Consider the following 11,967-nt stretch of genomic DNA (forward strand, 5'->3'; position numbering starts at 1 on the left):
GGATATGTTAAAAGAAAGGATCAGGGAAGAAGCCCACCGTTTGCACGAAGAAACCATCCATACAAGGCGGCACCTGCATGCTCACCCGGAGCTTTCGTTCTCAGAAGAAAACACTGCGGCCTATGTCGCATCCCGGCTGGACGCCATCGGCCTGGCATATGAAAAAATGGCCAATACCGGCCTCGTGGCCCTGCTGCATGGCAAAAAAGGGCCTTCGGACAAAGTGGTGGCGCTGCGCGCCGATATGGACGCGTTGCCCATCCTGGAGCTGAACGATGTGGTTTACAAATCCACCGTGCCCGGCGTTATGCATGCCTGCGGGCACGACGGGCATACCGCGTCCCTGCTGGGTACAGCCGCCATCCTGAAATCACTGGAACATGAATTTGCCGGCACCGTGAAGTTTATCTTCCAGCCGGGCGAGGAATGCACCCCGGGCGGCGCCAGCATCATGATCCGCGAAGGCGTGTTACAAAACCCCGCCCCGCAAAACATCCTCGGCCAGCACGTAATGCCCGAACTGGAAACCGGCAGGATCGGGTTCCGGGCGGGAAGATACATGGCCAGCGCGGATGAGATCTACATCACCGTGGAGGGCAAGGGCGGCCACGGCGCCATGCCGCACACCACGATAGACCCGGTGCTGATCACCAGCCATATGATCGTTGCGCTGCAGCAGATCGTAAGCCGAAACGCCAATCCCACCGTGCCTTCCGTATTATCGTTCGGCAAAGTGATCGCCAACGGCGCGCACAACGTGATACCGGACAAGGTAACGATAGACGGCACCTTCCGTACCATGGACGAAACCTGGCGATTTGAGGCGCACCGCAGGATCAAAGAAATGGCCCGCAGCATCGTGGAAAGCATGGGCGGCAGATGCGAAGTGAATATCACCGTGGGTTATCCCGTGCTGATCAACGAAGAAAAACTGACAGCGCGCACGCGTTCGCTCACGGAGGATTATGTTGGTAAAGAAAACGTAGTGGACCTCCCCATCTGGATGGCAGCGGAAGACTTTGCTTCTTATTCGCAGCTTACAGACGCCTGTTTTTACCGGCTTGGCGTAAGGAATGAAAAAAAAGGCATCACCTCCGGCCTGCATACCGCCACTTTCGACCTGGATGAAAAAAGCCTGGAGATCGGGTCAGGGTTGATGGCGTGGCTGGCGCTGAATAATTTGTAAACATTTACTCTCCATTCCAAATAAGGGGCTGATAAAGCCTGAAAAGGGGCAATAAATCGTTATTGCCCCTTTGTTATTCGTTGATGATGCTCTTTCTTATTTCCCCTTCAGTTTGTCCATCAGCCAGTTGTTCATTTCCTCATGCTGATCCGGATACGCCCAGTGGCCTGTCTCCAGGTACAGCGAAAGGTCTTTCGGCGCGGTGATCACGTTGTAGGACGAATACATGGACGTCGGCGGGCAGGTTTCATCATTGAAGCCCCAGGTGTAACGGCCGGGGGCTTTCAGGCGGCGGGCAAAGTTCACCACGTCGTAATAACCCGCGGTCACTACAAAATCCTTCCGGTCTTCGTTCCTGTGATAAAACACATGCGGCCATCCGCCTGCGCGGTTGTGCAGGTAACCGGTCACATCGCTGAGGGCGGGATACATGGCGGCAAGACATTTCACACGCGGGTCCAGAGCCGCCGTCACAATGGAAAGCGCACCGCCCTGGCTGCCGCCCTGTACGCCGAGGTTCTTACCATCATATTGCGGGAGGCTGGCGATAAAATCGTTTGCACGCACACAGTTGAGATAAACGCGTTTGTAATAAAAACGGTCCTTGTCATCCATGTTGAACATCGGGTAACCGCTGAGCGCGCCGCTGGAAAGGCTGGTGTACACCGAAGGATCCAGGTTCACCGGGATGCCGTGGATGCCTATCTCGAAAGTGATCACGCCGGCCTCGGCTTTGGCAATATCTCCCGCGTAAGGCCTGATACCGGCGCCTGGTACACGCAGTACCGCCGGGTATTTCCCTTCTTTTTTCGGCAGGCACAAAATGCCGTACAGCCGGGACTGGCCGTAGCCCTGCAGATTCACCTGGTACACGTCCGCCTTTTCCGTACAACGTTCGGGCAGCAGGGTCATCCTCGCATCCAGGGGAACCCTGGAGAGCTCGGCTTTCCCTTTTTCCCAGAAACTGTCAAAGTCCGCGGGATTATCCACCGTAGGTTTGATCTTTTCAGGATCGTATCCCGCGGTGGCGAGGCGTTTGTAGGATTTACCATTCACTTCGGCGGTAACGGCGCAGCGGAGGAAGCCGGGCGTGGTCATGGTGCCGCCTTCTATCACGATACTGCCGTTCGCAAGCGTTGCGGTTTGTTTGACAGCGGGTTTCATCTTTTCCGGGCCTACTTCGTAATCCAGTTTTACGTCTTTTACCGGGTTGCCGTTTTGGAATACGGTGACGGTGAACTTCGCCTTTTCACCGGTATGGTACAACCAGTTGGAATGATCGGGCGCCACCACCACTTTCACCACCTGTTCCACAGGCTGGGCCGCGGCTACCCCGGCAATGAACAATAAGCCGGAGAGGATTTTTGAAAATTTGTACATGCTTTTATTTTTTCAGAAAATAAATGAGGAATTGAAAGGCCTGTTCGTTGGAATGCGGATTGGGCGCATGTTCCGCGCGGTTCGTCATCGCTACGCGGTGGCTGTAACCCAGCAGTTTATTCACGGCAACGGTATGGTTCAGCGCCACCCACCGCACGGGTGTATCTTCCGCCCCGCCGGACACCAGGAGAGTCGGCGGCGCTGCCAGTCTGCGGCGGTCTTTACGGGTGTGCCGTCATAAAACTTCAGCGGGCTGCGGTAAGTGCCGTATTGTGATTGGTAAACGTCCGGAACGGTAAAAAAACTATCTGCCTGCAAAACCTGGCTTTGGGCCGGGAAAGCCAGCAACAATAATGCGTGGAATAATTTCATGCGGGGGTACGGTTAAAGTTTCCGGGGTAAAAAGTAATAAAACAAAACCGGCCCTCAAAGCGCCGGAGGGAAAATTCACGAAGGGAACAGGCAAAGACTAAACGAACGGTCATCCACGGGCCTGAAGCGAAATGACGTAACATAGCAGGAAATATGGATGAATGGAGCGAAAAAGAATAAAGATGGCCAGCGGTAACCGCGAAGCGTACCGGAAAGAAATATGCAGGGACGATGAAGATCATCTAAAGCGGTCGCATGGGGTGAAGAAGGGAGTATGACGCAGGTTAGAATAAAGTATGAGGGAAGTATAAGGCTTGCATCATACTGGTATAGTACTGGCATACCTGGACTTTACCTGGACTTTACTTGGACTTTACCTGGACTTACCTTGGACTTAGAAAGGAGTATTTTGAGGTTTTTTTTGGTTTTTTCAGCGCTTTTTGATGAAGCAGGACATTATTTACTTTAATAAACGGCAGTTTACCTGTTTTGCTAATCTATCCAAACCCAACCGTTTTTGTTTAGAAAATAACAGCAAAAACCGTTCTCAAATTCCGCTTTTACACATTGCTGTCAGTCCGCAGTGAAGGCCGTTACCTTGCAGCACACGTACTGACAGACGCGGTAAAGGCCGGCGCTGTCTTTTATCTATGCCAGCATTATACACCTGCCCAGGCGTTTGAGGATGCCTACGGCAGGGGTTTAAACGGAACTTAAAAAATGGATAATGTAACGGACCCGGGTATTCCTGCCCGGTCATTCCCCTGCATCAGCCTGTCCGCCGTCCCTATAACCTGACCAATTCCTTCCGCAGCGCCTCAAGGCAAAGGCCTACCCGGCTTTGCACATGGAGTTTTTCAAATAACGCCTCCCGGTAACCGTCGATCGTGCGCTCGCTGAGGTACATTTTCGCAGCGATCTGTTTGTAAGTAAGATCACTGCACGCATACTCCAGGAATTGCAGTTCCCTGGCAGTAATTGGGACCTCCTGCTTTTCATCCGCCTTACGGAGAAGCCGCCTGAAATTGATATTCCCCGTGTCCGCATTGTAATACCCTTTTATTCTTACTTCCTGCAACGCCTTTTCAAGTTCGGTGGGATGAGTGTCTTTTAACAGGTAGGCACAGCATCCTGCGCGGAACATACGGATAATGGCATCGTCTTTATCATTCATCGACAGCGCAATGAGTAAAATGGCGGGATGATTTTCCGTGATCCAGCCGGCGGTGGCGATGCCGTCCATAACGGGCATATTTACATCTACCAGTATCATATCAGGCGGTGTTTCGAGCAGTTTCATTTTTTCCTGCAGATCGCGGCCGTTCAGGGCTTCTATCACTACTTCATAATCCTGGAAGGTATCCAGCATCAGGCTTAGTGATTTGAGGAATAACTGGTGATCGTCTACCAGCCCGATCCTTGTTTTCATATGGGAGGTGTTTGGTGGGGTAAATGAATGGAAACAATGGTGCCCGAGCCGGTGCCCGGATGCCAGGAGATACGGCCGCCAAGCGTTGCGGTGCGGAGTTTCATATTGGTAATGCCCATACCGGCACCGGGATAAGCGGCATCTGGCGGAACGGTGGAGGAACCGGCGCCGTCATCGGTGACGGTAATAAGATGCCCGGCTTCCGTGACGCGGGATTGAATGCTGATACTGGCGGGCCGGCCATGTTTGAGGGCATTTTGTATAGCCTCCTGTACAATTCGGAACAGGATGATCTGCTCCCCGGAAGCCAGTAGCGGAATGCCTTGCAGGGAACAGTCCGCCTTTACAAGGCCGCCCGCGTTGATGCGGGTGATCTCCGTTTGCAGGTTATCCGCAAAACTGAATTGTTCCAGCCAGTCTTTGTCCATAGACCGTGACAGCGAGCGTAACTCGCTGATAGCCTGCCCGAGCGTGGCATTGGCGGAAAGCAGGGTATCCGGCGGGTTCACCAGGCTGCGTTCCGTAAGGCCCAGGAGCATCCTGGATGTGCTGAGCAGCTGGCTGACATTATCGTGCAGTTCTTTTCCTATCTGCCCGAAGGTCTGCTCCTGCACTTCGATCCGGGATTGTTTCAGTTGTTCTGCAAATTCCTTTTCCATGGAACGTTTCTGCCTGATATCCTGGTTGCGTTTAAAACGGATATAAACAATGACGGTCACAAACGCTACAATGAGCGTAAAGGCGATCACCGCCACCTGGAAAAATATACTTATGACTTTCTCTTTTTCCATATAATGACAAAAGCTACGGCCAATAACAGGTATAGGGATACATTGGCTATATCGCTGGTTTTCCTGAACAGGCTCCTGTATTCCACGTCAGGGATCTGCATATAGGCAAAATACCGGTGAAGGGTATAAAGAATGGCGGTGATGGCGCCATAGATAAAATACCCTGTTACGATAAAAAAATCGGGCTCTTCCCACACCGGTGTTATCACCTCCTGCTGGATGAACTCGATGTAATAAATAGTACAGGCAATCGCCAGCAGCGTATAACCAATGATGAACGAATAGGAATTAAAGGCGGTAAGGCCCTGAAAAAATGAAAGGTTGACAATGTACACGGCCACAAACAGTCCCAGCAATAGCAGGACGGCCCTGCGACGGCGTACATCCGCCAGGAAACTCCTCACGGTGTACAGGTAAAAACAGGTGAATACAAAACAGGCAAAAGTGAACAGCCGGTGATTCGGTATTTTAGCTTCCGCCATCCACCTGCCGGTAAATTCAATGATGATCACGAAAAGGGTGTAGAGAAAAAATAACCGGTATCCATTCCCTACCCCTTTCGCAAACAGTAGAATACTGCATAGGAATGCCATCCATTCTGCAATTGAGTATAATGCTAACATCTCTTTGTTTGATCTGGTCTTTATTGGGTCTGCGGGATTACGGCCACAGGCTGCCGGCGTCGTAGGCTACGTCCGCATCGGGGTCTCCTCCTTTAATTCCTTCCGGCGGCTGCCCGGGCCAGCCAGCATGAATGATCGGGTTGCTGATCGACAAAACTTTTCCTTTGTCCCCGGGAGCCTCTACCCATCTGGTGGCCACCAGCATAAGGGTAACCTTGTTTCCAATATGGCCGCCTGTTGCTACGCTTGTGCCCAACATCACCCCGACACCCCGTTCTGCCTCCGGAATATTTTTTCTGTCAAACATTTGAATTGCTTCATAAATAAAAGAATGCAACTCGTCAATTCTGTAACAAACGGCAACAGGAAATTCCGACAGGGTATATTTACTAAAGTCCTTCACAAATTTCCCATACTGTTTAAGAGCATCACCCGGGGGAAGTATTTTTCCTCTTAACATAAAAGATGATTTTAAGGTTATAAAATATAGACACTGTAAAGCTCCTGATTCCCTGGCTTGCACTCAACAGCGTATTCCCCGTTTCCCGGCCGGGAAATTTCCCGTATGAAACCCGGCATAATCCCCCTGTTCCGGACTACATCCTGTTCTCATCTTTGCCCTGACAGTTCATCTCTGACCCTAAAAATCTCTATATGACACTTCCTACCACCAGCCCTTCAGGCCCCGGGTACCAGATCACCTGGCTGTCCGCCACAGGCATCGCCGGTTTTATCACAGGGTGTTTTATTCTCTTCCTCGGGAACTTCAGTTGCAGCAAACCACGTCAACCGGTATTTCATGACATTACCTGGTCAATCAAGGGGCAAAGTTTCAATGAGGTAAATGCGCATATCGACAGTTTAAAAAGGGACCGGGATCATGCATGGGGAGCGTATGCAAAACTCACAGGCAACAATAACGATACGGCTAAAATTATTAAACAGGAACGGCTTGAAGCCGCAAACAGGGATGCGGGGCTCATCAATAAGCTGACCCAATATAAGGAGATATTTCGAGATAGTGGTAATACGGACATGCTTTCGTTTAAAGCCCTGAACAGTCCGTTGAACTTGAAGATCAGCCAGGATAGCCTGCGCCGTTGGGACAGCGCGTTCGTAAAGGATGGGCGCCTATGGGAAAGCCCTCCCGTGGAGTATACCCTGCAAGATCCGGCGATACCACTGAAACCGGCGGGCCATGTGATCTTTTCCGTACAGACTTTCCCTTTCAACATCGCTTATATCGCGCAGCATCCTGAAGTTGGTATCTGGCTGCTACTGGTGCTCATCTATTCCAGTTTTTGTTTCCTGGCCTTCACCATGTGCTGTTTCCTGAGCGGGAAGGTCAAAACCCTGGCAGACCCTGATCCGTCAGACAAAGGCCGTTATGCCCTCATCTGCGTGATCATGGCCGTGGTCCTGTTTATCATCGCATGGATATGGAAACACAGTTTTTATGACGCCAGCGTTGTCAAAGACCTGTACTTCATGGGACACCTTGAAATTGTGGAGCTCTCCATGCTGGTGCTAGGCAGCATTTCCGGCGCCCTCTGCCTGTCCGGTTTTATTTATACCGCCCCGAAACTAAGCGCCCTGAGAAACCAACTGGTGACGGAGGTGAAAAATGCAGCCGCTTTAAGCGCGGCCCTGCAAACCACTTTGAGCCAAAATGCGGCAGCGGCTCCCGCGGTTCAGGCCCAGCTGGACCAGGCGGAAATCCGGGCAAGAGACCTAAAAGCCAGGCAGGAAGAACTTTCCGGTGTCTTCAACACCTACTTCATACTGGCTGCCATTATCCTTTCAACGATGGTATTGTGCTCCGGCGCTTTGTATAACACTGCAAACTCACTGGAGTTTGTAAAACTGCTCACGCAGAACTGGGGGTTCAGCCCTGTGAGGACGGACTTTATCTACCTCTATGGCGGACTGTACACGGTGATCCTTTTACTGGTATATATCCCAGTGAGGATGCATGTAAGCGAAGCCGGGCCTGGCACTCCCGCCGCAGCCGCCGCAACAGCGACAAACGGCAAATGGTATGAGTGGGTGAAAGACCCCTTTGCCCAACTGAAGACCGTGCTGGCAGCAGCCTCTCCACTGCTGGTCAGTCTCCTGCAGACTTTGTTCGACTTGTTGTTCAAATAAACCCGCGTAGCCGAAAACGGGAATCAGAGTAGGCACAAAATTCATTTTATGGAAAGAACTTATCAGATCGATCCTTCTGGCGGAGATATTACGATCGAGGTGATCGTCTCCACCAGGGGCATTGCCGCCACCGAAGTAAGCCGCAGGTTAAAAGGCGGATCATACGTATCCATCATCAAGTCTACGGAACCGCCCAATGCAAATGCGGCCGGTATGGTGACGGAAAGAGGGATTGGCCATTCCCCCATACTGAAAGAAGGCAAACTGGATATCTACACCATTGCCCGGCTGGTAAGCGTTCCAGACAGCGATCTGGAGCAGGCCTTTGAAGAATTTACCATTACCTGCATCCTGCGCGGCGGCCCTCAGGGAGCACAACCTTTTACGCTGGAGGCCGCGGAGAAAGAACGCAGTTCATCCAAAAAGCTGCTCGCCGGTAATATCCGCATCGTGTTATTCTAAAAACCAAACCCATGAAATGTTTACCAGTTTTGGCTGTTGTTTTGTTCAGCATGACCACTGCATACGCGCAGAACAAAGACATAAAGCTGACAGACCTCAAAACCCCGAACTCACCCGGGTTCCAGATATTGGACATCTCGCCTTCCAGTGTGGAAAGGCCCACCAACCCACAGGGATTTTCCGTCAAAGTGCTGAACCTCTTCAGCAGCGGCAATGGCATCCCCAAAAACTTCTCGTTTGAGTTCTCCCCCTTTTGGAGCTTTAAACCTAAAGACGAAACAGTCTACAATTATCTTGGCATTCCCAAAGAAGGCGAAAAACTGCCGCCGGCACAAATCCTGAAAGCCCCGCTGCGTAAATTCTCCATCTCCCTCGCGTCCGCATTTTCCGATTCCACCAGCGGCAGCAGTCTGAAAAACACCAATTACATCGCGGTGGGCGCACGTACGAACCTCCTGACGCTCAGAACACGCGGACAGGTGGAAAATATCCATGCCGATCTGCACAATGCGACGCAGATCATGCTCAAAAAAGCCGCCGCCCTTCACGGGCCTGGCGGAGAAATCATACGGCGTCCCGTGGATGAGGTTGATAAGTTGCTTGAAGAAGACGAAGAATACCAGGCAGCCTTAGCGGGCGTTCAGCGGCAACCTTTATTGCTGCTGGATGTTGCCTATGCTTATTCCAACGCCTTTGCGGATAATAAATACGCCAACAGACGGTTCCATAAATCAGGTTTCTGGGCCACGCTCACGGCGAATGCGCAGTTCAAAGCCACCGATCATTTCCTCAGCTTCATTGTCCTGGGCAGGATCACGAATGACAATGTCCTGAAAGATACCGCCAAACTGGTGTTTGAAGAGGACAGGGCGATCGATTACGGCGGCAAACTGGAATATAACCTGAAAAGGTTCAGCCTTTCCGTGGAATATGTAAAACGCAGTTACAACGACATCTCCGCCATCGATACGGAAAGAACGGTAGGCATCCTGCAATACAAGATCAGCAACCAGCTCTATGTAATGGGCACCTACGGCAAAAACTTCGGCAATATCAACAACGTATTTGCACTGCTGGGCCTCAACTGGGGCTTCGGTAGTTCACCCCTTAAAAATGAATAAGAGACGGAAGGCCGTGTATACGGCCTTTCCTTTCCCATTCTTCCATGGAATTCCTTAATTTCACAAAGCATTTAACCTGGCTTCAGGAAATCAGCTTTCCATGAAAAAAACCATTATTGATATATCCGGCAACCGGGCCTTTGCATTTCCGGCGGATGCTGCCATATCTTTCAGGCCGTTTATGGCCCATCTCGAAAAACGCGCTTCGGAGGAACAAGGCCTGAAAGGAAATTTTTACCGCACCGTGCTCGAACGTTTCCACGAAAAACCCAATGTGGAAGCGGATATAGACCTTGAGCACATTTATCAGTACGAAGACCTGCTGGAATACCTCTATGCCATACTTTCCCCTACCCTCGCAGCTGAAAGCGAACTGGCATGGGGCCTTGCTTTTCCTTTGCAGCCCGTACTATTCTACGGTACCGCTTCCATCTACGAAATGCTGACCCACAACCTCCAGGCGCCGGACGATTATACCATCGCCAAAACCCCGCAGGAATATCACCGCGACCGCCTGAAACTGGTCTACTCACTGATCCTTCAAAGACTGTACAACTTCCAGCCCCCGGTAAAGACCGGCCAGTATCACGCCTGGTCCAAAGGCGGCGAAGGCCTGCTGCGCTACTATTATACCGCCGTAAACATGGATTTCCTGGAAGTGACCGTAAAAGGCGAACTGCCATCACTGGATACACGCGAGCTATTGGCCCTGCTTTCAGGCCCTGACGGTTTTGCCGCGCTCGAAAAGATGCTGCCGCTGGAACAGTTCCGGTTCCGGGGCATCGCCATCGTAACGGCTACGGACGTTACGGCGCAACAAGCGGTGGAGAATATCCGGAAAATACGGCTGATGGCCCGGCCCGGGGAAGAAAGAAAAGGGTACGAAGATGTGATCCGTTCGCTGAAAACACTCGTACAAAACGACCGTATCGAATTTGACCTGTTCCCTTTTGTACGGGTGAACAACCGGGCGGTGTACGGCTATGAAAAAAGCGGTACAGGCGTATTGTTCTCCGTATGGGGTGAAGACAATTTTACACCGGAAGAGTTTGCCAAAAACGCCGAAGCCTATTCCGCTCGCCCTGATTCCTTTTATTCACCGGACGTGAGCGACGAAGGGTTAAAAAAGATGTCGTTCGTACAGATGTTCCGCAAGCTGGGCGTCCGTTCCCTGGCGCTGACGCCGGTATTCCACCAGGGCAATGCCGTGGGCGTACTGGGCATGCATACCTGGGGCGACGATCAGTTCGATGAAAAAACGCTGGCCCTGCTGGAGCCTGTCATTGCTCCCATCGGGCAGTTGTTGCAGATCTATATCGATGAATTTAACCTGGAGCTGGAAAACATCATCAAGGAAAAATTCACGTCGATACAACCGGCCGTGCAATGGAAATTCAACGAAGTAGCCTGGCATATCCTTCATCATAAAAAGAAAAACCTCAGCGTGGAAACGGAGCCGATCCGTTTTGAACAGGTGTACCCGCTGTATGGCGCCATTGACATCCGGAACTCCACGATGGAGCGGAACAAGGCGGCCATGGCGGACCTTGACGCGCATCTTCTTTTGCTTACCACCACACTTGCCGCTTTACAGCCGCATCACCAGTCCGTGATACTGGACGAAATGATCTTCCATAGCCGCAAATGGCAGCAGGTGCTGGATCAGGGCCCCCTGCCCACTACGGACGAAGCGAACCTCAACCATTTCCTGAATGAAGAGACCGCCGCGTACCTCCGGCACATCTCCCAGCAGGCGCCCACCACCCGCGATGGTATCGCCGCTTACCTGGACATTGTAAAAAAACCGGACGGGCAGGCGCAGCGCAACCGTCATTCGCTGGAAACCTCCATGCAAAAGCTCAACACGGCGATCAATCAATATTTTGAGCTGGAAAAAGATAAACTACAACAATCCTATCCCTGTTATTTTGAAAAATTCAGGACGGATGGCATTGAATACGATATCTATATCGGGCAGTCCATTGCACCCAAACAGCCTTTTGATCATTTCCACCTGAAACACCTGCGCCTCTGGCAGCTGTCTTCCATGGCCGCCATTGCCAGGCTCACGCGCTCGCTGCTGCCCGAAATGCCCGTGGCGCTTGAAACCACGCAGCTCATTTTTGTACACAACCACCCCATCGATATCAGTTTCAGAACAGACGAAAGGAAGTTTGACGTGGAAGGCGCATACAACATCCGTTACCAGATGATCAAAAAACGTATCGACAAAGTACATATCCGCCATACCGGCGAAAGGCTTACCCAGCCCGGTAAGATCGCGCTGATCTATTTCAACAAAAGGGATGTGGAAGACTACCTGCCCTACATCGGTTACCTGCAGGAGACCGGCGTCATTGAGCCGGGTACGGAAGAACTGGAGCTGGAAGACCTCCAGGGGCTGAGCGGCCTGCGGGCTTTGAGGATAGGCATTCGGTACGAATAACCGGGGAAAAGT

12 protein-coding genes are annotated in these 11,967 nt (G+C 51.6%); 5 read left to right on the top strand and 7 right to left on the bottom strand.

The annotated features are described in order from the left end of the window. The first annotated feature begins 4 nt into the window (after window positions 1–4). Window positions 5–1,186 carry a M20 metallopeptidase family protein gene (locus tag EG028_RS00275; RefSeq protein ID WP_120514053.1) on the top strand — a complete coding sequence of 394 codons (1,182 nt, stop codon included), beginning with the start codon at window positions 5–7 and terminating at the stop codon, window positions 1,184–1,186. A gap of 96 nt (window positions 1,187–1,282) precedes the next feature. Here EG028_RS00275 and EG028_RS00280 read toward each other — a convergent pair whose 3' ends face one another. From EG028_RS00280 to EG028_RS00310, 7 genes are all read right to left on the bottom strand, one after another. Continuing rightward, on the bottom strand, window positions 1,283–2,566 hold the full coding sequence (locus tag EG028_RS00280) for an acetylxylan esterase (protein ID WP_120514054.1): 1,284 nt from the start codon (window positions 2,564–2,566) through the stop codon (window positions 1,283–1,285). 4 nt (window positions 2,567–2,570) lie between these two features. Beyond that, complete coding sequence (locus EG028_RS00285; RefSeq protein WP_206614321.1) at window positions 2,571–2,714, bottom strand: hypothetical protein; 144 nt, start codon at window positions 2,712–2,714, stop codon at window positions 2,571–2,573. Then, window positions 2,705–2,938, bottom strand: a complete 234-nt coding sequence (locus tag EG028_RS00290) for a hypothetical protein (RefSeq protein ID WP_123864479.1) — start codon at window positions 2,936–2,938, stop codon at window positions 2,705–2,707. Before EG028_RS00290 ends, EG028_RS00285 begins: the two co-directional genes overlap by 10 nt. Before the next feature lie 787 nt (window positions 2,939–3,725). Continuing rightward, window positions 3,726–4,367, bottom strand: coding sequence for a response regulator transcription factor (locus EG028_RS00295; protein ID WP_120514055.1), 642 nt, complete (start codon window positions 4,365–4,367; stop codon window positions 3,726–3,728). Beyond that, a complete protein-coding gene (locus EG028_RS00300) occupies window positions 4,364–5,158 on the bottom strand; it encodes a sensor histidine kinase (RefSeq protein ID WP_120514056.1) in 795 nt (264 codons plus the stop codon). Before EG028_RS00300 ends, EG028_RS00295 begins: the two co-directional genes overlap by 4 nt. Then, entirely contained in the window at window positions 5,137–5,751 is a 615-nt protein-coding gene (locus EG028_RS00305) for a hypothetical protein (protein WP_120514057.1), read from the bottom strand. Before EG028_RS00305 ends, EG028_RS00300 begins: the two co-directional genes overlap by 22 nt. Window positions 5,752–5,818: 67 nt before the next feature. Then, window positions 5,819–6,241: a hypothetical protein gene (locus tag EG028_RS00310; RefSeq protein WP_120514058.1), complete on the bottom strand. Its 423-nt coding sequence runs from the start codon at window positions 6,239–6,241 to the stop codon at window positions 5,819–5,821. A gap of 194 nt (window positions 6,242–6,435) precedes the next feature. On the opposite strand from EG028_RS00310, the gene EG028_RS00315 reads away from it, so the two are divergent. The 4 genes from EG028_RS00315 to EG028_RS00330 all read left to right on the top strand — a co-directional run bounded on the left by EG028_RS00315 (window position 6,436) and on the right by EG028_RS00330 (window position 11,955). Next, on the top strand, window positions 6,436–7,926 hold the full coding sequence (locus EG028_RS00315; protein WP_120514059.1) for a hypothetical protein: 1,491 nt from the start codon (window positions 6,436–6,438) through the stop codon (window positions 7,924–7,926). Window positions 7,927–7,974: 48 nt separating this feature from the next. Then, on the top strand, window positions 7,975–8,388 hold the full coding sequence (locus tag EG028_RS00320) for a hypothetical protein (protein ID WP_120514060.1): 414 nt from the start codon (window positions 7,975–7,977) through the stop codon (window positions 8,386–8,388). Window positions 8,389–8,399: 11 nt separating this feature from the next. Further along, window positions 8,400–9,509, top strand: coding sequence for a hypothetical protein (locus tag EG028_RS00325; RefSeq protein ID WP_123864480.1), 1,110 nt, complete (start codon window positions 8,400–8,402; stop codon window positions 9,507–9,509). A 100-nt stretch (window positions 9,510–9,609) separates the two neighbouring features. Further along, entirely contained in the window at window positions 9,610–11,955 is a 2,346-nt protein-coding gene (locus tag EG028_RS00330; RefSeq protein ID WP_120514062.1) for a GAF domain-containing protein, read from the top strand. The last annotated feature ends 12 nt before the right edge of the window (window positions 11,956–11,967 follow it).

Origin of the sequence: Chitinophaga barathri (assembly GCF_003807585.1) — a bacterium.
GTDB classification, from domain to species: domain Bacteria; phylum Bacteroidota; class Bacteroidia; order Chitinophagales; family Chitinophagaceae; genus Chitinophaga; species Chitinophaga barathri.